Annotated in this window: 22 protein-coding genes; 17 read left to right on the plus strand and 5 right to left on the minus strand. The window is 67.6% G+C overall.

Annotated features, from left to right (window positions below):
• Positions 1–121 precede the first annotated feature (121 nt).
• The 13 genes from EJO71_RS16985 to EJO71_RS17045 all read left to right on the plus strand — a co-directional run bounded on the left by EJO71_RS16985 (position 122) and on the right by EJO71_RS17045 (position 13,901).
• Positions 122–1,177, plus strand: coding sequence for a TRAP transporter substrate-binding protein (locus EJO71_RS16985; RefSeq protein WP_125949905.1), 1,056 nt, complete (start codon positions 122–124; stop codon positions 1,175–1,177).
• A gap of 11 nt (positions 1,178–1,188) precedes the next feature.
• Entirely contained in the window at positions 1,189–1,830 is a 642-nt protein-coding gene (locus EJO71_RS16990; RefSeq protein ID WP_125949904.1) for a TRAP transporter small permease, read from the plus strand.
• Positions 1,827–3,119 carry a TRAP transporter large permease gene (locus tag EJO71_RS16995; protein WP_125949903.1) on the plus strand — a complete coding sequence of 431 codons (1,293 nt, stop codon included), beginning with the start codon at positions 1,827–1,829 and terminating at the stop codon, positions 3,117–3,119. Before EJO71_RS16990 ends, EJO71_RS16995 begins: the two co-directional genes overlap by 4 nt.
• An 11-nt stretch (positions 3,120–3,130) precedes the next feature.
• Complete coding sequence (locus EJO71_RS17000) at positions 3,131–4,516, plus strand: amidase (protein WP_125949902.1); 1,386 nt, start codon at positions 3,131–3,133, stop codon at positions 4,514–4,516.
• Positions 4,492–5,286 (plus strand): fumarylacetoacetate hydrolase family protein, encoded by a 795-nt coding sequence (locus EJO71_RS17005; RefSeq protein WP_240651430.1) that lies wholly within the window; start codon positions 4,492–4,494, stop codon positions 5,284–5,286. The genes EJO71_RS17000 and EJO71_RS17005 overlap by 25 nt, the downstream gene beginning before the upstream one ends.
• Positions 5,287–5,319: 33 nt before the next feature.
• Positions 5,320–6,090 carry a fumarylacetoacetate hydrolase family protein gene (locus EJO71_RS17010; protein ID WP_125949901.1) on the plus strand — a complete coding sequence of 257 codons (771 nt, stop codon included), beginning with the start codon at positions 5,320–5,322 and terminating at the stop codon, positions 6,088–6,090.
• 38 nt (positions 6,091–6,128) lie between these two features.
• On the plus strand, positions 6,129–7,355 hold the full coding sequence (locus tag EJO71_RS17015) for an aminotransferase class V-fold PLP-dependent enzyme (protein ID WP_125949900.1): 1,227 nt from the start codon (positions 6,129–6,131) through the stop codon (positions 7,353–7,355).
• A 230-nt stretch (positions 7,356–7,585) separates the two neighbouring features.
• Positions 7,586–8,899, plus strand: coding sequence for an MFS transporter (locus EJO71_RS17020; protein ID WP_095747614.1), 1,314 nt, complete (start codon positions 7,586–7,588; stop codon positions 8,897–8,899).
• Positions 8,900–8,930: 31 nt separating this feature from the next.
• Entirely contained in the window at positions 8,931–10,115 is a 1,185-nt protein-coding gene (locus tag EJO71_RS17025; protein ID WP_125949899.1) for a serine hydrolase, read from the plus strand.
• A 5-nt stretch (positions 10,116–10,120) separates the two neighbouring features.
• Positions 10,121–10,849, plus strand: coding sequence for an aspartate/glutamate racemase family protein (locus tag EJO71_RS17030; RefSeq protein WP_125949898.1), 729 nt, complete (start codon positions 10,121–10,123; stop codon positions 10,847–10,849).
• 44 nt (positions 10,850–10,893) lie between these two features.
• Positions 10,894–12,321, plus strand: a complete 1,428-nt coding sequence (gene hydA / locus EJO71_RS17035; RefSeq protein WP_125949897.1) for a dihydropyrimidinase — start codon at positions 10,894–10,896, stop codon at positions 12,319–12,321.
• A 16-nt stretch (positions 12,322–12,337) separates the two neighbouring features.
• On the plus strand, positions 12,338–13,099 hold the full coding sequence (locus EJO71_RS17040; protein ID WP_125949896.1) for an aspartate/glutamate racemase family protein: 762 nt from the start codon (positions 12,338–12,340) through the stop codon (positions 13,097–13,099).
• A 58-nt stretch (positions 13,100–13,157) separates the two neighbouring features.
• Complete coding sequence (locus EJO71_RS17045) at positions 13,158–13,901, plus strand: GntR family transcriptional regulator (RefSeq protein ID WP_125949895.1); 744 nt, start codon at positions 13,158–13,160, stop codon at positions 13,899–13,901.
• Here the strand turns inward: EJO71_RS17045 and EJO71_RS34360 are convergent.
• Entirely contained in the window at positions 13,894–14,064 is a 171-nt protein-coding gene (locus EJO71_RS34360) for a hypothetical protein (protein ID WP_164546845.1), read from the minus strand. The genes EJO71_RS17045 and EJO71_RS34360 overlap by 8 nt on opposite strands.
• A 3-nt stretch (positions 14,065–14,067) precedes the next feature.
• Positions 14,068–14,841 (minus strand): helix-turn-helix transcriptional regulator, encoded by a 774-nt coding sequence (locus EJO71_RS17050; RefSeq protein ID WP_125949894.1) that lies wholly within the window; start codon positions 14,839–14,841, stop codon positions 14,068–14,070.
• Positions 14,842–14,943: 102 nt separating this feature from the next.
• Between EJO71_RS17050 and EJO71_RS17055 the strand changes: the two genes are divergently transcribed.
• Positions 14,944–15,756, plus strand: a complete 813-nt coding sequence (locus EJO71_RS17055; protein ID WP_125949893.1) for a sulfite exporter TauE/SafE family protein — start codon at positions 14,944–14,946, stop codon at positions 15,754–15,756.
• A gap of 350 nt (positions 15,757–16,106) precedes the next feature.
• Here EJO71_RS17055 and EJO71_RS17060 read toward each other — a convergent pair whose 3' ends face one another.
• The 3 genes from EJO71_RS17060 to EJO71_RS17070 form a co-directional block, all read right to left on the minus strand.
• Positions 16,107–17,102: a hypothetical protein gene (locus EJO71_RS17060; RefSeq protein ID WP_240651429.1), complete on the minus strand. Its 996-nt coding sequence runs from the start codon at positions 17,100–17,102 to the stop codon at positions 16,107–16,109.
• Between the two features lie 44 nt (positions 17,103–17,146).
• Entirely contained in the window at positions 17,147–18,163 is a 1,017-nt protein-coding gene (locus EJO71_RS17065; protein WP_240651428.1) for a hypothetical protein, read from the minus strand.
• A 188-nt stretch (positions 18,164–18,351) separates the two neighbouring features.
• Positions 18,352–18,774 carry a hypothetical protein gene (locus EJO71_RS17070; RefSeq protein WP_125949891.1) on the minus strand — a complete coding sequence of 141 codons (423 nt, stop codon included), beginning with the start codon at positions 18,772–18,774 and terminating at the stop codon, positions 18,352–18,354.
• 414 nt (positions 18,775–19,188) lie between these two features.
• Here EJO71_RS17070 and EJO71_RS17075 point away from each other — a divergent pair, with 414 nt between their 5' ends.
• From EJO71_RS17075 to EJO71_RS17085, 3 genes are all read left to right on the plus strand, one after another.
• Positions 19,189–19,437, plus strand: a complete 249-nt coding sequence (locus EJO71_RS17075) for a hypothetical protein (protein WP_240651427.1) — start codon at positions 19,189–19,191, stop codon at positions 19,435–19,437.
• A 322-nt stretch (positions 19,438–19,759) separates the two neighbouring features.
• A complete protein-coding gene (locus EJO71_RS17080) occupies positions 19,760–20,545 on the plus strand; it encodes an alpha/beta hydrolase (protein WP_125949889.1) in 786 nt (261 codons plus the stop codon).
• Positions 20,546–20,619: 74 nt separating this feature from the next.
• Positions 20,620–22,071 carry an HD domain-containing phosphohydrolase gene (locus EJO71_RS17085; RefSeq protein WP_125949888.1) on the plus strand — a complete coding sequence of 484 codons (1,452 nt, stop codon included), beginning with the start codon at positions 20,620–20,622 and terminating at the stop codon, positions 22,069–22,071.
• The last annotated feature ends 20 nt before the right edge of the window (positions 22,072–22,091 follow it).

Here is a 22,091-nt window from a genome sequence, read left to right on the forward strand (position 1 = left end):
ACAGTTTTTTCGGCCGTCCCGCGCAGCGGAATAGTCCGCTGCGCTGCGTCGCTGCGGGATTCAATGGCGCGTCCTTCTTTCGATGTCGCCCTGTTCCCCACTCACCTCTGCCGGAGTTTTCATGCCGTTTCACCTTCGCCTCAAGTCCTTTGCCACAGTTGCCCTGGCCGTGGTGCTCGCGTTGCCCGCGGCCCACGCGCAAGATCGAATCAAGATGAAGGCCATCGGCCAGCCGCTGGCTACCGGGCTGATCCAGAAGAACAAGGAGCAACCGTTCTTCGAGAACTTCGCAGCCCGTACCGGGCTGCCGATCGATGTCGACTACAAGCCCATCGATACGCTGGGCATCAAGGACACCGAGCAACTGCGCGTCATGAAGGCGGGGTTGTTCGACATCGTCTCGTTGCGCGTGTCGCAGAACTCACGCGACGAGCCCACGATCCTGGGCCTCGACCTGGTGGGCGCGGCGCCCGATTACGCCACCGGCCGCAAGGTGGCCAAGGCCTACTTCGACACGGCGGATGCGCGGCTGCAGACGCAGTTCGGCGTGAAGCTCCTGGCCGTGTGGCCCTTCGGGCCGCAGATCCTCTTCTGCAAGAAGCCGATCGCCAAACTGGCCGACATCAAGGGACTGAAGGTCCGCGTGTACGACCAGAACCTGGCCAAGTTCATCGAGCTGGTGGGCGGCACGCCGGTGCCGGTGTCGTTCGCGGACACTCACCAGTCGTTGTCGCTGGGCGTGGTCGATTGCGCGATCACGGGGCCCAGTTCGGCCAACTCTGCGGGCTGGCCGGAAGTGACGACGCACCAGATGCCGATCGGCTTCCAGATGGCCCTGAACGGCTACGGCATGACGATGAAGTCGTGGAACGCGCTGGCACCCGAGGCCAAGGTCAAGCTGAAGCAGGCCTTCGACACGCTGAGCGACGACATGTGGAAATACTCCGAGGAGATCTTCAAGGACGCGCTGAACTGCAACGCCGGGAAAGATCCGTGCACGACCGGAAAGAAGTTCAACCTCGTCGATGTGCCCGTGACGCCCGCCGACACCGAGCTGCTGCGTGGCGCCGTCGGCAAGGTGTCTCTGCCGGTGTGGGCGGAGGTGTGCAACAAGTCCAACCCGAACTGCCTGAAGACCTGGCAGGCGACGGTGGCACCGGTGCTGGGCCTGCAATGAACAGCGGAACCATGACCCGCGAACGGCAACCTGCCGCGGCGGCCTCCGCCGGGCACGCCACGCGCGCTGGCTTCAGGGCACGCATGGAGACCGTGCTGGCCACGGCCTTCGGTGCGATCTTCCTGGGGCTCGCCTTTGTCGTCGCCATCGAGACGATCTCGCGCAAGCTGTTCAATGTCTCGCTGCAAGGCGCCGACGAACTGGGCGGTTACGCGCTCGCGGTCGGCTCGACGCTGGCCTTTAGCCTGGCGCTGCTGGGGCGCAACCACATCCGCGTGGACGTGTTCCATGAGAAGTTTCCGCCGCGCGTGCGAGCCCTGCTGAACTGGATCTCGATCGTCTCGCTGGCCGTGTTCGCCCTGTTCATCGTATGGGTGGCGTTCAAGGTGATCCAGGACACGACGGCCTACCGCAGCACCGCGCAAACGCCATGGGCCACGCCGCTCATCATTCCGCAAGGCGTGTGGTACGCAGGCCTGGTGATCTTCGCGTTGGTGGCCTGCGCGCTGGCATGGCGTGCAACGCGGCTGCTGCTGAACGGCGACACCCCCAGGCTCAACAGCGACTTCCAGCCGAAGAGTGCGAAAGAAGAGCTGAAGGAAGAACTCGACGACCTCAAGGCACGGCAGCACGCCGAAGGAGCTGCACGATGAACATCGCCCTGATCGGATTCGCATTCCTCGCGATGCTTGCACTGATGCTGGCCGGCATGCCGATCGCGGTGTCGATGGCTGCCATCGGCATCATCGGCGGCATCGCCGCCTACGGCGCGCCGTTCATGGACTCCATCGCGCCGGTCGTGTGGGGCGTGCAGAACGAGAGCCTGCTGACCTCGGTGCCGCTGTTCGTGCTGCTCGGCGAGCTGCTGCTGCGCTCGGGCATTGCCGATCGCATGTACATCGCGCTGTCGGCCTGGCTGGGCCGCCTGCCGGGCGGACTGCTGCACACGAACATCGGCAGCTGCGCGCTGTTCGCGGCCACCTCCGGCTCGTCGGTGGCCACCGCCGCCACGGTCGGCACGGTAGCGCTGCCTTCGCTGCAGCGGCGCGGCTATCCGATGCGCGCGTCGCTGGGCAGCCTGGCCGCCGGCGGCACGCTGGGCATCCTGATCCCGCCGAGTGTGAACATGATCGTGTACGGCTCGCTCACCAACAATTCGATCGGCAAGCTCTTCGTCGCCGGCATCATCCCGGGCCTGCTGCTCACGCTGTGCTTCATGGTCTGGATCGCCATTTCGAGCCTGGCGAGCGGCAATGCGATGCGCGAGCCCAAGGTGCCGGTGGCCGAACGGCTGCGCGTGCTGGTGCACCTGGTGCCTCCGGCGGTGGTGTTCGGCATCGTGATGGGCAGCCTGTACTTCGGCATCGCCACGGCGGCCGAGAGCGCGGCGCTCGGCGTGATCGCGGCGTTGGGTTTCGTCTGGCACGCGGGCAAGCTCAACTGGGAGTTGCTGCGCAACTGCTTCATATCGACGGCGCGTGTGAGCGGCATGATCCTGTTGATCGTTGTGGCGGCTTTCATCCTCAACCTGACGGTGAGCCTCACGGGCGTGGCCGAGTCGATGACGAAATGGGTCGCGAGCCAGGGGCTGTCGGCCACCGGCCTGATCCTGGCGCTCATCGTGTTCTACTTGATTTTGGGCATGTTCATGGACGTGCTCTCTATGCAGGTCGCGACGATCCCGATCACCTACCCGATCGCGGTTGCGGTGGGCGTCGATCCGATCTGGTTCGGCATCTTCATCGTGCTCATGTGCGAGCTGGGCCTGATCACGCCGCCCGTGGGCATGAATCTGTTCGTGGTGCACGGCATCCGTCCCGACAAGGGCGGCATCCAGGACGCGATCTGGGGTGCCTTGCCTTACGCGCTGATCATGATCCTGTTCACGCTGCTGCTGATGGCCGTGCCGCAGCTGGTGACCTGGCTGCCGGCGCACATGTGAGGTCCACCTAAATGAACAGCAAGACACCGCTCTGGCAACGCGATGCAGCGCAGCTTGCGGCCGGTTTTCGCGAGGGAGCCTTCACGCCGACCGACGCGCTGTATGCGTGCCTGCAGCGCAGCGCCGAGGTGAACCCGCGCCTGAACGCGCTCATCACGCTCGACAGCGAAGGCGCTGCGCACGCGGCCGAACAGAGCACCGCGCGCTGGCGCAGCGGCCGGGCGCTGGGCGCGCTCGACGGCGTGCCCGTCACCATCAAGGACAACCTGCAGGTCCGGGGCCTGCCGACACACTGGGGCAGCCGCGCGCTGGCCGGCGCGGTGGCCGGGCGCGATGAGTTGCCGGTAGCGAAGCTGCGCGCGGCGGGGGCGGTGATCTTCGGCAAGACCAACGTGCCCGAGTTCACGATGCAGGGCTACACCGACAACCTGGTGTTCGGCCCCACCGGCAACCCATGGGACCCGAGGCTCACGCCCGGCGGCTCGTCGGGCGGCGCGGTGGCGCTGGTGGCCGCGGGCGGCTGCCCCATCGCGCTGGGTACCGACGGCGGCGGCTCCATCCGCCGGCCGGCCTCGCACACCAACCTCGTGGGCTTCAAGCCCTCGCGCGCCCGCGTACCGCGCGGCGACGGGCTGCCGCCGATCTTCCTGGGCTTCGAGGTCGCGGGCCCGATCGCGCGCAGCGTGGCCGACGTGGCGGCGGTGATGCAGGTGATCGGCGACCGGCCGGTGGAGGAGGGCGCGGGCCCGCAGCGCGCGCGCATCCTCTTCATTCCGCGCTTCGGCGATCACCCGGTCGATCCGCAGATCGCGGCGCTCACTGAAGCGGCTGCGCGCCACATGGCCGAACTCGGCCACGAGGTGACGACAGCGCAGGACTTCGGCATGGCCGAAGCGGTCAACCAGCGCTGGCCGCTGCTGGCGCAGGTCGGCCTGGCCTGGCTGGTGGCGCATCCGCAGGAGCTGTCGAGCCGGCCCTTCGACGCATCGCTGTTCGGCCCCGCGATGCAGGCGAACGCCGAGAACGGCCGCAAGGCCAGCGCGAGCGAGCTGTTCGAGTTGCTGTACGAAGCCGAGCGGCTGCGCAACACGCTGGCGCAGCTGTTCGACCGCTACGACTTCCTGCTCACGCCCGCCGCCGCCGCGTTGCCCTGGCCCGCCAGCGAGACGCATCCCACACGCATCGACGGGCGCGAGGTCGGCCCGCGCGGCCATGCGGTGTTCGCCGGCTTTGCGAACGCCGTGGGCCTGCCCGCCATCGCGCTGCCGTGCGGCTTTGCGGGGCCGCTGCCGGTCGGCGTGCAACTCGTGGCACGCGAAGGCGCGGACGACGCCTTGCTCGCGCTCGCGCGCTCGTTCGAACAGGCCCATCCGTGGCGGCGCTTCCCCGCGTTGTGACGCTGGCCGAGGCCGTGGTGGCGCAGCTCGCGCCGGCCGAGGCCGCGCAGGCGCTGTGCCGCGCGCGGCGCGACGGGCGGCGCGTGATGTCCTCGCTGCTGCCGTCGCACGACCGGCGCGCCGCCTACGCCATCCAGGATGCGACGCTGGCGGCGCTCGGCCCGATCGGTGGCTGGAAGGTCGGCGCGAGTGCGCCGGGCCGCGAGCCCGTGTGCGCGCCGCTGCCGGCCGAGGGGCTGGTGCCCGGCGGCGCGTCGCTGGTCGGCGCTGCATGGCATCTGCGCGGCGTCGAGGCCGAACTCGCGTTCCGCCTCGGCACCGACTTGCCGCCGCGTGGGTTGCCCTACACGCGCGACGAGGTGGCCGATGCCATCGACGCGGTGCTGCCCGTGATCGAGGTGGCGGAGACCCGGCTGGTCGACTGGCTCGACGCCAGCCCCTCGGCGCTGCTGGCCGACCTGCTGTGCCACGGCGGCCTGGTGCTCGGCGAGCCCGCGCCTTTCGAGCGTGCGTGGCTCGACCTCGCGCACACCGAGGTCGTGATGCATTTCGACGCGCAGGTCGTCGCCCACACGGTCGGGGAGCACACGCACCCCGATGTCGGTGCGCTGCTCGTGTGGCTGGCCAACGAAGCCGCGGCCCGGGGCGCCGGCCTGCGGGCCGGCCAGGTCGTGACGACCGGTTCATGCACCGGCATGTTGTTCGCCTCGCAGGGCACGGCCGTGCGGGCGGAAGTGAAGGGGCTCGCGCCGTTGCACGCGCGCTTCTGAATGTCTTTCCTGGGATCACTGGAGGAACCCGATATGTCCCATTCAACGATCGACGCGGTCGCGCAGGCGCTGGTGCGTGCGCGCGGCGCGCATGTCGCGTGCCCGGCGGCCGGCGTGGCCGGAGGGCTCGCGCGGGCCGACGAGGCCTATGCCGTGCAGCAGCAGGTGGCGCAGGCGCTCGGCTGGTTCGGTGCGGCGCCGCCCCGGTACTGGAAGGCCGGCGGCCCGTCGCGCGATGCCGTGCTGACACATGCGCCGCTGCCGCCGCGCGGCGTCTGGACCAGCCCAGCCACGGCCGGCGACTGGCCGTTCCACATTCGCGGCATCGAGGCCGAGATCGCGCTGCGCATCGGGCGCGACGTCGATGCGGCGTCGGCGGCGACGCTCGACGTCGACAGCGCACGCGCGCTTGTCGATGCGATGACGGTCTCGATCGAGATCGTCGATTCCCGCTGGCAGGAGGCCCTCGACGCGCCCGCGCTGTGCAAGCTGGCCGACCTGCAATCGCACGGCGCGCTGGTGCTGGGCGCGTGGGTGCCGTTCGTCGCCCGCGACTGGGCCGCGCAGGCCTGCGAGGTGCGCATCGGCGCGCGGGCGAGCGTGGTGCGCCGCGGCACGCATTCGCTCGGCGACCCCGCATGGCTGCTGCCCGCGTGGCTGCGCCATGCCACGCGCCACGGCGAGACCGTCGCGGCCGGCACCGTGGTCACGACCGGCACCTGGGTCGGCATTCTCGAAGCGGGCGAGGGCGAGCTCGTCACCACCGAATTCCCGGGCATCGGCCACGCGTCGGTGCAGCTCTAGCACTTTCCACCACCCATCCAGAACGGAGACAACCCCCCATGATCGCGCTCGACAACCACCCCAGCGGCCGCCACTTCCTGCAGATTCCGGGCCCCAGCCCCGTGCCCGACCGCATCCTGCGGGCCATCAGCCTGCCGACCATCGACCACCGCGGGCCCGAGTTCGCCACGCTGGGCAAGAAGGTCATCGGCGGGCTGCAGCAGGTGTTCCAGACCCGGCACCCGGTCGTCGTCTATCCCGCGTCGGGCACCGGCGCGTGGGAGGCGGCGCTGGTCAACGTGATGAGCCCGGGCGACCACGTGCTGATGTTCGAGACCGGCCACTTCGCGACGCTGTGGCAGAAGATGGCGCGCCGGCTCGGCCTGGAGCCCGAGTTCCTCGCGCTCGAAGGCACCGACGAGACCGGCCTGCCGCGCAGCTGGCGCCATGGCGTGCAGGCCGACCTCATCGAGCAGCGCCTGCGCCAGGACACCACGCACCACATCAAGGCCGTGTGCGTGGTGCACAACGAGACCTCGACCGGCGTCACCTCCGACATCGCCGCGGTGCGCCGCGCGATCGATGCGGCGGGCCACCCGGCGCTGCTGATGGTCGACACCATCTCGGGCCTGGCGAGCGCCGACTACCGGCACGACGAATGGGGCGTGGACGTCACCGTCAGCGGCTCGCAGAAGGGCCTCATGCTGCCGCCGGGCATCAGCTTCAACGCCGTGTCGCCCAAGGCGCTCGAGGTGGCGAAGACGGCGCGCCTGCCCAAGGCCTTCTGGGCCTGGGACGAGATCATCGAGATGAACCAGGGCGGCTACTGGCCCTACACGCCGAGCACGAACCTGCTGTACGGCCTCAGCGAGGCGCTGGACATGGTGCTCGAACAGGGCCTGCCCGTGATCTTCGCGCGCCACCAGCGCTGGGGCCGGGGTGTGCGCGCCGCCGTGCAGGCCTGGGGCCTGCCGACTCAGTGCGCCGACGAGCGCGTGCACTCGCCCGTGCTGACCGGCGTCATCACGCCGCAGGGCGTCGATGCCGACGCGCTGCGCCGCCTCATCCACCAGCGCTTCGACCTCTCGCTGGGCGCGGGGCTGGGCAAGCTGCGGGGCCGCATGTTCCGCATCGGCCACCTGGGCGACTGCAACGACCTGACGCTGATGGCCGCATTGACCGGCATCGAGATGGGTTTCAAGCTGGCGGGCGTACCGGTGGCCGGCAGCGGGGTGCTGGCGGCGATGGCGTACTTTGCGCAAACACCTGCCGCCGACGCCTCGTGATCCCCCCGGAAGGGGCGGCGGCCTAGGTGCTTTCCATTATCGTCGACAAGATTGTCAACATTGTTGTTGACGTTGATTTCGACAAAGCCTAAATTCCGCCCCACAGCCTCGGTGGTGCACTGGACCGGACCAGCCCGACCCGCGACTGCAAAGTTCGCCAGCGTGCCGGGTCGTTTCCTTGCAAGCTGGCATCCGTGCCACTGCAAGGAGACAAACCGATGCAAAACACCATGACGGACGGCGCCAAGGCGACCGCCGCAGCGCCCGACGCCGCCCTCCAGCCCACCAAGGTGCGCTGGAAGATCTTCCTGATGATGTTGTTCCTGATCTCGATCAACTACATCGACCGGGCTTCGCTCTCGGTGGCCATGCCGCTGATCGCCAAGGAATTCGACATCGGCCCGGCCGTGCAGGGCTTGCTGCTGAGCTCGTTCTTCTGGACCTATGCGCTGATGCAGATCCCGGGCGGCATGCTGGCCGACCGCTTCGGCCCGCGCGTCGTCATCGCCGGCGCCACTGTGGGCTGGGGCTTCTTTCAAGCCATCGCCGCGGCCTGCACCGGCTGGGTGCCGCTGCTGCTGACGCGGCTGGGCCTGGGCGCGGCCGAGGCGCCGATCTACCCGGCGGGCGGCAAGCTCAACGGCATCTGGATGACGCAGACCGAACGCGGGCGCGGCGCCACCCTGCTCGACGGCGGCGCGCCCCTGGGCGCGGCGCTGGGCGCGATCCTGATCTCGGCGCTGATCGCCGTGCTCGGCTCGTGGCGCCTGGCCTTCGTGATCGCCGGCGTTGGCACCGTCATCGCCGGCTACTTCGCCTGGCGCTACATCCGCAACCATCCGCGCCAGCATCCCGACGTGAACGAGGCCGAGGCGCGCTACATCGAGGCCAGCCATGCCGCCGACGCCGCCAAGGAATCGGCCAATGCCAGCGGCCGCGTGCTCGACTTCTTCCGCTACCGCTCGGTGTGGGGCATGTTCTTCGGCTGGATGTGCTTCAACGCGCTGTTCTACGGCCTGCTCACCTGGATGCCCAACTACCTGTCGAAGGTGCACGGCTTCGACATCAAGCAGATGGGCGGCGCGGTGTTCATCATGTTCTTCTCGGGCTTCGTCGGCGAAATGTTCGGCGGCTGGCTGGCCGACAAGTGGATGGCGGCCGGCGCGTCGCAGAGCAAGGTGCTGCGCACGCTGTTCGGCATCTCGTCGATCATCGCGACCATCGCCATCTTCATGGTGACGCGGATCACGGACCCGGTCGCGGTGGTGGTGCTGCTGTCGGTCACGCTGTTCTTCCTGCGCTGGTGTGGATTGTTCTGGTGTGTGCCGTCGATCCTCGGCACGCGCGCCCGGGTCGGCTTCCTGGGCGGCACCATGAATCTGGGGGGCAACGTGGCGGGCATCGGCGTGCCGATCGTGGTCGGCCTCATCGTGCAGGCGACCGGCTCGTACTTCATGGCGCTGATGCTGTTCACGGCCGCCGGTGCAGGCCTGTTCGTCTGCTCGACGATGCTGATCGACTACAGCAAGAAGCTGCCGGTCTGACCCACGCCAGCGAACCGAAGGAGACCTTCCCATGTCTGTTTCCCGCCTTCGTCTGGCGTCCGGTGCGCTCGCGCTGCACCTGGCCTTCGCCGGTGCGGCCCAGGCCCAGCCTGCCGAGCCCGGCCTTCCCGTCGCGCTGCCCGAGGCCGTGGGCGTCGACTCGCAGCCGCTGGTGCGGCTGTCGCAGTGGATCCGCAAGGACAACCTCGACGTGCGCAGCTTCCTCGTGGTCAAGGACGGCAAGCTGGTGTTCGAGCGCTACAGCCAGGGGCTCACGCGCGACCACAACTACGAGCTGTACTCGATCACCAAGAACGTCACCGCGCTGGCGGCCGGCGTGCTCATCGACGAAGGCCGCACGCGGCTGGACGAGAAGGTGGCGCCCATCCTCGCGAAGGCGCGCCCCGACCTGAAGGACGCGCTGGCCGACAAGCAGGCCATCGAGCTGAAGCACGTGATGTCGATGTCGACCGGCCTGTTCTACGACTTCAAGCCGACCGACGACCCGATCTACTACGGCGCGCCCGACCGCCTGAAGCTCGCCGCCCAGACCACGCCCCGGCGCCCGCCGGGCGAGGCCTTCGACTACACCGACGTCAACCCGATCCTGGCCAGCGCCACGCTCGGCGCCGACGCCGGCATGCCGCTGCAGGCCTTCGCCGAGCAGAAGATCTTCAAGCCGATGGGCATGACGCACTACGCCTGGGAGCGCGCCGACGCCCAGGGGCTCGTGTCCTCCGGCTGGGGCCTGCGGCTGCGCGCCGTCGACATGGCCAAGCTCGGCATGCTGGTGCTCTCCGGCGGGCGTTGGAACGACCGGCAGATCACGTCGCAGGCCTGGATGCGGACCATGACCGCGCCGTCGTCCGCGCCGTGGTACGGGCAGTACTGGTGGATCAACGACATCGTCGCCACCGAGCCCGAGGTGCATGCCATGGGCTTCAAAGGCCAGTTCATCGTGGCGCTGCCACAGCGCAACGCGGTGGTCGTCATGACCAGCATGCTGCCCATCGAGGGCGGCCTGCGCGAGTCGAAGAACGTGCTGGCGATCCGGCGCATGGTCAACGACTTCGTGCTGCCCGCGCTCGACAACGCCTCGCATGCGAGCCCGACGCCCGCGCGCCGCAAGGCCCTGGCGCGCGAGCTCGACCTGGCCGCACACCATCAGGGCAAGCCGGGCGCGCCGGCCGATCCGACCGACACCCCCCGACTCTGATGACCATGACGCAACGAAAACTCATCGGCGTGCTGACGCCTTCCTCCAACACCGCGCTCGAACCGCTGACCAGCGCGATGGTCGCGGCCGTGCCCGGCGTCTCGGCGCATTTCTCGCGCTTCACCGTCACTGAGATCTCGATGCGAGACGCCTCGCTGAACCAGTTCGACGACAGCAAGATCCTCGAGGCCGCGCGGATGCTGGCCGACGCGCGCGTCGACACCATCTGCTGGAGCGGCACCTCGGCCAGCTGGCTCGGCTTCGAGAAAGACCAGGCGCTGTGCGCGCGCATCACCGAGGCCACCGGCATCCCGGCGACCACCTCGGTGCTGGCGCTCAACGAACTGCTGGCCACGCAGGGCGCGCGCACGCTGGGGCTGGTGTCGCCCTACGTCGAGGACGTGCAGCGGCGCATCGTCGCCAACTACGCGGGCATCGGCATCGACTGCGTGGCCGAGCGCCATCTGGACCTGACGGTGAACTTCTCGTTCAGCGAGGTCGAGCCCGACACGCTGCGCCGCATGCTGCGCGAGGTGGCGCAGCAGCGCCCGGATGCCATCACGATCATGTGCACGAATCTGAGCGGCGCGCAGCTGGTCGAGGAGATGGAGCGCGAGCTCGGCATCCCGATCTACGACTCGGTGGCCACCGTGGTCTGGCGCGCGCTGAAGACCGTCGGCGTCGCGCCGGGCGCCGTGAAGGGTTGGGGCCGGCTGTTCGACGGGACCGCCTGAACGTTCGCAACCCCCCGACACAGACAGAAAAGCAAAGAAAGACCATGACCTTCCGCGACCTCGATCTCGTGGTGCGTAACGCCCGCGTTGCCACCGCCAGCGACACCTTCGATTCGGACATCGGCATCCGCGACGGCCGCATCGTGCAGCTCGGCCTCGGCCTGCCGCCCGGTCGGCAGGAGATCGACGCCGCCGGCCGCTATGTGACGCCGGGCGGCGTCGACGCCCACTGCCACCTCGACCAGCCGATGGAGCCGCCCGTGCGCATGGCCGACGACTTCGACACGGGCACACGCGCCGCGGCCTGCGGTGGCACCACCACCGTGATCCCGTTCGCGGCGCAGCAGAAGGGCCAGTCGTTGCGCGCCGCCGTGCAGGACTACCACCAGCGCGCCGAGGGCCGCGCCCACGTCGACCACGCCTTCCACCTGATCGTGAGCGATCCGACCGAGGAGGTGCTGAAGCACGAGTTGCCGCAGCTGATCGCCGAGGGCTACACCTCCTTCAAGATCTACATGACCTACGACGATCTGAAGCTCGACGACGGCCAGATCCTCGACGTGCTGGCGGTGGCGAGGGAACAGGGCGCGATGGCCATGATCCACGCCGAGAACGCCGACTGCATCGAGTGGCTGACCAAGCGGCTCGAAGCCAGCGGGCGTACCGCGCCGCGCTTTCATGCGCACTCGCGGCCGATGCTGGTCGAGCGCGAGGCGACGCACCGCGCCATCGCGCTGTCGGAGCTGGTCGACGTGCCGATCATGATCGTGCACGTCTCCGGGCGCGAAGCCGTCGAGCAGATCCGTTGGGCACGCGCGCACGGCCTGAGCGTGTTCGCGGAAACCTGTCCGCAGTACCTGTTCCTGACCGCCGAGGACTTGGGCATCGACGACAGCTATCAGGGCGCGCGCTGCGTCTGCAGCCCGCCGCCGCGCAACCGCGAGAACCAGCAGGTGATCTGGAACGGACTGTCCGACGGGCTGTTCACGATCTTCTCGTCGGACCATGCGCCGTTCCGCTACGACGCGCCCGAGGGCAAGAAGCCCGGCGGCGAAGAGGTGGCGTTCCGCCACATCCCGAACGGCATTCCCGGTATCGAGACGCGGCTGCCGCTCTTGTTTTCGCACGGCGTGCTTGACGGGCGCATCACCATCAACAAGTTCGTCGAGCTGACTTCCACCAACCCCGCCAAGGCCTACGGGCTGCACCCGCGCAAGGGCACGATTGCCGTGGGCGCCGATGCCGACCTCGTGATCTGGGGCACCACGCCGCGCGCCATCCGCAACGCCGACCTGCACCACGACGTCGACTACACGCCCTACGAGGGCATCGAGGTGAAGGCCTGGCCGGCGCTGACGCTGGCGCGCGGCGAGGTCGTGTGGGACGGCGAACGTTTCCATCCGCGCGCCGGACGCGGAGAATTCCTGCGCCGGGGCGAGCCCACCTTGCTGCCCAGCCGCCGACCGTCCTGAACCCGGAGCCATCGCCATGAACCTGCTGCTCATCAACCCCAACACCTCGCAAAGCGTCTCCGACCTGATCGCGGCCGAGGCCCGGCGCGCGGCCGCGAGCGACACGCACATCGAGGTGCTCACGGCGCCCTTCGGCGTGGCCTACATCGAGACCCGCTTCGAATCGCTGATCGGCGCGTACGCCGCCGCCACGCTTGCGGCCGAGCACCACACGCGGCACGACGCCATCGTGGTCGCGGCCTTCGGTGACCCCGGCATCGACGGCCTGCGCGAGGCGCTCGATATTCCCGTGGTCGGCCTCACCGAAGCCGCGCTCATGAGCGCGTGCTTGCTGGGCAAGCGCTTCTCGATCGTCGCGATCTCGCGGCGCATCACGGCGTGGTACCGCGAGTGCGTGCAGGCCAACGGCCTCAGCGACCGGCTGGCGAGCATCCGCAGCCTGGACGGTCCGCTCAAGGACATCGGCCACGTGCAGGACGACCACGGCCAGCGCCTGGAGGCCCTGTGCATGTCGGCCATCGAGGACGACGGCGCGGACGTGATCATCATTGCCGGCGCGCCGCTGGCAGGCCTGGCGCGCTCCATCAAGGACCGCATTCCGGTGCCCGTGGTCGACGGCGTGTCGAGCGCCGTGTGCCATGCGCAGACGCTCGTGTCGCTGGCACCTGCACCGGCGCGTCTGGGCAGTTTTGCGCCGCCGCCGATCAAGCCGAACCACGGGCTGCCCGAGGCCCTGGCGCGGCTGCTTGCACGCGACGGCGCCCGCGCGCCAGGCTGAGGTCGCGGGCCCCGTGACGCTCTGCAGCCTGGAGGGGGCGCCGATAGAATCAGCGCCGATGCCCACCAAAGCCCCAGCCCGCAAGACCAGCGCGAACGGCGCGACTGGCGCCACCGGCACGACCGGTGCCACCCCTGCCCGCGAACACAGCGTCGACGAGATCGCCGAGAAGATATCGGCCGCCATCCTGGAACACCGTCTCGCGCCGGGCACGAAGCTGGGCGAAGACCGGCTGGCCACGATCTTCGCGACCAGCCGCGCCAAGGTGCGTGAAGTGCTGGCCCGGCTGGCGCACGAGCAGATCGTGGAGCTGGTGCCGCAGCGCGGCGCCTTCGTGGCCAAGCCGACCATCGAGCAGGCGCAAGACGTGTTCGAGGCGCGCCGCCTGATCGAACCTGGCGTGCTGCGCCGGCTGATACGCACGCTCGACGACACCAAGAAGCAGCGCCTGCAACGCCACATCGAGCTCGAGGCCGACGCACGCCGCCGCGAAGACAAGCGCGCCATCGTGCGGTTGTCGGGCGAGTTCCATGTGCTGCTGGCCGAGCTGGCCGGCAACTCGGCGCTGGCGCGCTCGATGCGCGAGCTGTCGGTGCTGACTTGTCTGATCATCTCGCTCTATGACGCGCCCACGGCCACCAGCTGTCGCGCCGACGAGCACGAGGAAATCGTCGCCGCCGTGAACCGCGGCGACGCCCAGCGCGCCGAGAAGCTGATGCTGCATCACCTCGATCACATCGAGCAGAGCCTGAAGCTGGACGACAGTGCCGAAGAGGTGGATCTCGAAAGCGTGTTCAGCTGAAAGCTGTTGTGTGGTCGAGCCAGAAATCGACGGCATCCTGAATGCACCCCGACGGGCGCTCGTTGTCGTCTAGGTGATTCGTGCAGTCGTGCGTGAGCAGCGCGAAGTCGACCAACTCCTCCGTCACGCCGAGCACACGCTCGTCGCACGCCGAAGGCCTCATACGCTAGCCGGACACTGGACGTGCGATCTCGGACGGACTGAAGCCCAGGCGGCGGCGAAACATCGTCGAGAACGCGCCGGGGCTGTCATAGCCGAGCCCGAGTGCCACGGCGGTGACCGCCTGTCCTTCGGCCAGCCTGGAAAGCGCCGATATCAGGCAGGCATGCTGGCGCCATTCGCCGAAGGCCATGCCCGTCTCGGCGCGGAAGAACCGCGTGAATGTGCGTTCGCTGCGGTGCAGCGTCGTCGCCCAGTCGCCAGCGGTCGCGCGGATGTCGGGCGCGTAGAGGAACTCCACGCACAGCGCATGAAGCGCGCTGTCGTCGGGCAGCGGCGCGAAGATCGGCAGCGTGGCGGCACGCGCGATCTCCGCGAGCGCGAGGCGCACGAGCAGTCCGTCCCTGCCGTTTTCGTCATAGAGCGCCGGCACGTCCGTCGCCTCGAGCAGCAGCTGCCGCAGCAGTGGGGGGACGAGCAGCACTTCGCAACGCGATCCACCGCGAGGCGCCGCATCGGGTTCGATGTAGAGGCTGCGCGTGCTGACGCCCACCATGCGCACGCGGTGCGGCTTGCCCGCCGGTATCCAGACTCCGCAGTGCGGCGGCACGACCCATGCGCCGTCGTCCGTGCCCACCTCCATGAGGCCCGTGGCGCCATAGAGGAACTGTGCCCGCCGATGCTGGTGCATCTCCAGGAGCGTGCCGTGCGCATAGTCGGTGCCGATGGCCAGCGCATCGCGCCCGATCGCATCGACGCTGCCTAGGGGTACGTTTCTCATCGGGATCCATGGTTGGCTGAAACGCGAACATTCTTGTCCAGGTTCCGAAAGCGGGTCAGGAGGTGGCGCCGTAACCTCCCTGGTCTTGAAGGACGGATTGCGATGGAACTTTATTTCTGGCTCGCCGCCTGCGGCGCGCTTGCGGGCGTGACCACGGTGCTCTTCGGTTTCGGCGGCGGCTTCGTCATCGTTCCGTTGCTCTACCAGGCGCTGACGCATATGCGCGGAACAGGAACACCGGTCGCATCCCATGCGATGCAGATCGCGGTCGCGACCTCGACGTGCGTGATGATCTTCGGGTCGGCGATGGCAACGGCGAAACACCAGCGCGCGGGCTCGCTGGACTGGACGGTCATCAAGCCGCTGGTCATCTCCATCGCTATCGGAAGCGCGCTCGGTGCGGCGACTGCCGCGGCAGTGCAGGGAAGTTGGCTGCGCTGGGCCTTCATCGTCTACGTCACCCTGACGATCATGGATTGCTGGCTTCGCCCCGGCTTTCTCTCGCGGCCGACTCAAGGGCCCCAGCCTGCCCGGACGCAGACGGCATTGATGGGGGTTGTCATCGGCTGGGTCGCGGCCTTGCTCGGCGTGGGCGGCAGCGTGATGACGGTGCCCTTGCTCCGCCGCAGAGGAGTGAGCATGACCGGCGCGACGGCCATGGCCAGTCCGCTGTCGCTTCCCGTCGCCCTGGCGGGGACTGCGACCTACGCGGTGCTTTCCTGGGGTGGGATGGCGTCCCAGGGCAGCGGGTATATGGGCTATGTGGACCTGCGCGCGTTCCTTGCCCTGGTCGTCGGCTCGTATGTCGGGATACGTGTGGCGTCACCATTCATCGGACGGATTCCCGACCATGTGCACGCCAGGGTGTACGTTGGGCTGCTGTTCGCCGTCGTGGTGTCCATGTTGTTCGGCTAGGCGAGGGCGCCAGGCATTGCCATTCGTCTGGAGGATCGAATCTTCGGTGTTCAGATCGAACGCAGCCGCTCCCGTGCGAGCACTCTGATTGGCCTGCCCCCATCGCCGTTGCTGGTCATTCTCCAAAGCAGCCACTCAAGGCGAAGGATCGAAAAATGGCCTACTCTGGTACAAAAGGGGGTACGGCCTTATGCCGCGATGTCAAACGGCGAATATCCATGTGGGGTCCAGCCCATCTTTAGATCGGTTTCACACGCCTGTGAGCGGCTTGAGGAACTCCCGTGGTCACTCCCCTTTCGTCCGCCAGCGTTCCCGGCCCGTCCGAGGCTTTGCCTTCGCCTGCATCAGCGCTACGAGATGCCGTCGGGCCTGCCGGTGCGACGGCGCTTCCAGATCAGGCCGTCCGCCAGATAGTGATGAAAGTTCAGGGTGAAGTGCGCAATGAGAATCGTCGGGAGCCCGAGCCAGAGAAGGCTTTCCCCGACGCGGCTGGCGGCCGCGTAGATAAGGGCTCCGCAGATGGCACATGTGAGGAAGAAGGTCGCCGGTGGCCTCAGCATCTCGACCAGCGACTTGCGGTGCGTCGAAGGACTGTCCGGCTCTTCGCAGTCCCTGCCCGTCGCGGTTCCGGGCTGCCGTTGGCGATAGACGAACACCAGGTACTGGATGTTGTGCCAGACATTGACCACGAGCCAGCCCACGGTGATGTCGCTGATCCAGACATAGCCAACCAGTGAAACGATCAAGTGGGACAGCACGAAGCTGTTGAAGGGCCCATCCGCCTGCTGCGCGCCCCTGGCGTACCCCAGGCATGCAAACCAGCACAGTGAGCCGGCGACGGCCGCGATGCCTGCCGCGAAGGCCAGTTCCTGAGGAACGGGAGGCAGCCAGATGGGATAGCCCAGGAAGCTGTCGGGTGCCTGCGCACTGCGGTGCAGGTATCCCCATGCAGGGAGCAGATAGATCAGCAGATAGGGCAGGCCGCGGCAGGGCACCTGAAGCCGACGGTCGTGGCGTCTGGCAATACCGTAGCTTTGGCGAGCCACATGGAAGGTCTGAAGCACGAAATACAGGGCGAACAGTCCGGCCGCTTCATATGCGAGCGCAACGACCGCCAGGCCCGCCAGCACCAGGATGGGGGCGACAACGATCAGAACCCAGCGCAGGCGTTTGCGCGACGGCATCGCGCCGATGCGCGTGTAGGTCGCCACGATGTGCGGATTGGCCAGCAGCCATATGTCGACATAGAGGACGGCCAGCATCATGGGCGTGGACCACGATGCGAGCGCTCCGGCCGAGAGCGCCGCGAACAGGTTGCCGAAGATGAACCATTGCTCCTGGCGCATCGCAGGATTCGTGGCGCTCCCCGACGCAGTCTGCGCGTGCGCCGTCATGTCACGACGGGCGGAGTAGGCGGGGGCGGCGGAGATCCGAGAGGGGCTGGTTTGGGTGGAACCGAGAACACGGACCGAGGCCGCAGATGGCGCTCGAGCTCGGTCCGCATGTTGTCGTACGCCGCACTCCGGGCGGCCGTAAACCTTGACTCGAGGGTCGCTCGGCTCAGCACGCCGGACAAGCCTGCAGGGGGAAGCGGCTGGTACGGGTTGTACTCTTCGGTGGTCTCGCATGGGTGGCAGTGCCCGTTCGCGTCGTACTGGCTGCGGATCTTCACCTTGTAGACCACGCCACCTTCCTTGGCTGGATCCAGGGGAAAGCTGAAGGCCAGGACCAGCTCGGGGGCCTGCGCCGGGACATCGCCTTCAATGGGTACGAAGCCGGCATTCCGATAGGCGCGGACGATGCCTTCCTTGAGGACGGGCAGACCGATGCCGACAAAGGAATTGCCGAACAGATCCTGCTCGCCTGCCCATTGCCGCCTGTAGTTGAATCCGAACGAGGGGTCGAGATGCTCGCGCCCCACGGACTCGATCGTCGCGTATGCGTTGTCGATCGCCGGGACGAGTCGCGCGCTCAGGTCGTACTGGGCCATCCACGGCAGCGCCTTGATATCTTGCGCATTCCTGATTTCGGCAAACCTCAGGAAACATGGATTGCACTTCTTCCTGCCATCAAGCAACTCGTCGGCAGACACAAGAACCATCGGAGCCGGTCGAGTCTTCGGATCGGCATCGAACCTGAACTCGAAGACCGTCGACTTGTCTTTCTGCGCGTTCACGGCGACGAAAGAGAAGCCTGACTTCTGGAAGGCGCTGCTCACCATCGACCTGAATTCCGAAACGCCTATGTTGCGATAGGCAGCCGCCGGGAAAGTAGGCCTTCCAATCCTGTAGCTCAGATCCAGAACGCTCTGCTGCGGTTGCGGCCTTGGCTGCGCGAAAGCAGCCAAAGCCGCCAGCAAGAGGCATCCGCCAACCAAGGCTCTGTGAAAGCCCGAAGTACTCGTCATGTGTGCTCCCTGTGAAAGCGCCCGCCTGCGCGTGCCTTTGAGTTTGAATCACTGCGACCAACTGCCGGCGTGGCGATCGATGGCGGTCCGGTCCCGGCCGGATTCTGCCGCAGCATGGCATGTGCGTTGTTGTCGGGGTACGCGGAGTCTTCGCGGCAGCGGCGCGCGAGCGACAGGATCTCTTTCGTTCATCGATCCTCGGGTGGCACGGGCAAACCGATCCTTCGACGGAGTTCCGTGCGCCAGGCTGCCGCATTCTCCTGCTGCTTGTTGAGAACGATCCCCAGGATGTAGGCCGTCAGGGCGGCGCCGATCAGGGCCACGCCGCTCTCGTAGACGATGTCGACCGTGAACTCCTTGACACCGTCCGAGAGGAAGGACGACAGGGCAGAGTACTTCAACACCTTGGATACGGCGACCAGCACGCTGCCCAGGGCAGCGCAGGCCCAGAGGAAGACCCTGTGGATGGCGATCGGCGCGGTGATCTCGTCGATCTGATCGGGATACCTGCGGAAGTAGGCCACGTCGTCATTCGTGACTTCCGCGGAGCTGCCGAAAAGCAGGCGGAGGAAAAAAGAGTCGCTGTCTCTTTTCTTGGGGCGGGTTCTCATGGTCGATCTTCGCTGTAGAAGAGAAGGGCGTGGCGTGCGCTCACGGGAGCATCGTTTGTAGCCGGTCCAGGAACGACAGCCCCGCAGCCACGATCTGCGCGCAACGCGGTGAAGAGGGAAGGGCACTTTCATCGATCGCCCCGGCATCCGCCCGGCTGGTGCCGCCCAAAAAAAAGCTCGCACTAAGGCGAGCTGAAGGACCCCGTTCTCGCATGGGGTCGGAGGGAGGAGCCCGCCGGAGGGAGGCGGGCAAGCCGATGATCGCGACCAATCTGGGAGACATTGAGGATGAAGCTCGCGTCGAAGGCTTTTTGATGACCAATCCGAAGAATTCTGAATACTTGGGAATTAATTCCTTTGGTTGCTGTGGCCCCGGTCCTATCCTCGGTGCCCATCATGAGCGCCGCACAACAAATGCAACTTCTCGTCGACCTGCCTGATGGCTGGTCCAGCCGCATCGACATCAAGCAGACCAGCAGCGGCCGCTATGCGGGCGTCGCCGAGCTGAACCTGTGCGGGCTGAAGCGGGGAGTGCTCGTCTTCATGCAGCAGCCCACGCTGGAAGCCGCGCTGCAACGCGTGCGGCTGCGGGCCAGCCAGTTCGCGAGGGAGAGGCTTTCCTCGCAGGACGTGTTGTCGAAGAAGCAGCCGCAGCGCAGCTAGCCGCGCTGCCCGGGTTGGGGTTTTCTATCTCGCGGATGAGGATTCCCAAACCACGCAAACGCCGCCCTGCGGCACCATGAAGCGTTACCACCACCATAAAAGGGGAACGCCATGAAGGTATTCAGAAGACTCGTGGGCGGCGCCATTTCCATCGCCGGAGCCGTGCTGCTCGCAACCCAGCACTTCTAGAAAAAGACGGTCGATCTCGCCGTCGACGCGGCCACCGGGCGGCCATCGGACATTCATCCAATGGCGGCTCCGGGCTCCGGAGCGGACAGTACGGGCTTCCCAATCACTCCACTCCCGTAAGAGATCCTGCCTCATGAAAACCATCCAACGCTTCAAGCTCGCCGCCGCTGCTGCCGTCGCCATCGGCTTCTCGTTCTCCGCTGTCGCGGCAACGCCCGCCGCGTCGAACTCTGCTTCCAGACCCAGCGTCGTGATCGTCCACGGCGCCTTTGCCGATGGCTCCGACTGGGCCAAGGTGATTCCGCTGCTCCAGGCCAAGGGCCTGCATGTGGTGGCCGTGCAGAACCCGCTGAGTTCGCTCGAGGACGACGTGGCCGCCGCCAAGCGCGCCATCGACGCGCAGCCGGGCAAGGTCGTGCTGGTCGGCCACTCGTGGGGCGGCTCGGTCATCACCGAGGCGGGCAACAACGACAAGGTCGCGTCGCTGGTCTACATAGCGGCCTTCGCGCCCGATGCCGGACAGAACACCGCCGAGCTCGGCAAGGATTACCCGCCCGCGCCCGGCTTCGCGCACATCGTGCCCGATGCTTCCGGCTATCTCTCGCTCACGAAAGAGGGCATGACGAAGCACTTCGCGCAAGACCTGCCGACCTCCGCCACCGCGGTGATGACCGCGACGCAGGGCCCGATCCTCGGCAAGTCCTTCGAGCAGAAGCTGACGGTGGCAGCCTGGAAGACCAAGCCCTCGTGGTATCTGGCCACCAGCGCCGACCACATGATCCAGCCGGCGCTGCAGCTCGACATGGCGAAGAAGATCGGCGCGCATCTCACGCGGCTGAACGCCAGCCACGTGCCGCAGCAGTCGCAGCCGGCCAAGGTGGCCGAGGTGATCCTGGACGCAGTGCGCCAATCCAAGTAAGGTGCCGCGAGCCGCACCACGGTGCATCGCGCGCCGCGGGCGGCTCGTCTGTTTTTCCGCGTACATCGATTCCAGTGCAGCCTTCCTCTCCCATCCGGGTCTTCGACGCCATCCGTGCCCTTGCCTTCGTCGGCGATCTCAGCATGGGCCAGCCCATCGACCATTCGGTGCGCACCGGCTGGCTCGCGTCGCGGCTTGCATCGGTCACCGGTTGCGATGCAGCGACGCAAAGCCACGTTGTGTGCGTGGCGTTGCTGCGCTGGTCGGGCTGCACGGCCAATGCGCCGGAGTTTTCCGATCTGCTGGGCGACGACGTGGGCGGGCGCCGCACGATGCTCTCGACCGCCTCGGCGCGCGCCGCCGCGGACTTCGCCAGCTCCGTCAGTCCGCTCGCCGAAATCCACTGCGAAGTCTCGGGCGACATCGCCCGCACGCTGGGCATGCCTGCGGCCGTGGAGCTGCCGCTGCGCCACATCTTCGAAACCTTCGACGGGACCGGCAAGCCGGACGGCCTCGATGCCTCGCGCATTCCCCTCGAGGTGTTCCTCGTCTCCATCGCGGGCGATCTGGAAATCTTCTCGCGCGTGCACGGCCTGAGCAATGCGCTGCGCTACATCGCCGAGCGTGCGGATGCGCGCTACCCGGCCTTCCTGGTCGATGCGGTGCGTCAACACGCGGTGGACTGGCTCCACATGCTGGAGCAGGGCGCCGCCGCCGAGCCGCAGCCGCCGTCCGCCGCGCTCCAGGATGCGACCGCGCCGCTCGAACTCATCGCCGACGTGATCGACCTCAAGCTGCCGTGGATGACCGGCTATTCGCGCAAGGTCGCCGAGGCGGCCTTGCGTTGCGCCGCCGGCATGGGCCTGAGCGACGACCAGCAGCAGCGCATCTACCGTGCGGGGCTGATCCACGGCATCGGCCGCGCGTCGGTGCCAAATGCGGTCTGGGATTCGCCTCAGGTGCGCAGCGAAGCCGACGCCGAACGACTGCGCCTCGTGCCCTACTGGACCGAGCGCGCGGCGCGGCGAATCGAGCCGCTGCGTGCGGAAGCGGAGATTGCCTCTTTCGTCGACGAGCGCCTGGACGGTTCGGGTTTCTTTCGCGGAGCGAAGGGCCCGGCCATTGACACTGAAGCGCGCGTGCTTGCGGTGGCCGCGCACTGGGTGGCCCTGTGCACGAGCCGGCCCGGCAGGCCAGCGCTGGCGCAGGCCGAGGCATTGGCAGCGTTGCGCGCCGAAGGCGATGCCGGCCGGCTGGATCCGCAGGCCGTCGCGGCGCTCACCGGCCAACCGCAGGCCGGCGTGACGTCGCAACAACCGTCCGGCGAAGCTGCCGCGCTTCTTTCCAGCCGCGAGGTGGAAGTGCTCGGCCGCATCAGCCTCGGCGAAAGCAACAAGGAGGCTGCGCGCTCGCTGGGCATCAGCCCGAGCACGGTGCGCGCCCACCTCGAGAACATCTTCCGCAAGCTCGGCTGCACCACGCGCGCCGCGGCCACGCTCAAGGCACTGACGCTGGGCCTGCTCTGAGCCGCGAGGCGTGCGGGGCG

Origin of the sequence: Variovorax sp. 679 (assembly GCF_003952185.1) — a bacterium.
GTDB lineage: Bacteria > Pseudomonadota > Gammaproteobacteria > Burkholderiales > Burkholderiaceae_C > Variovorax.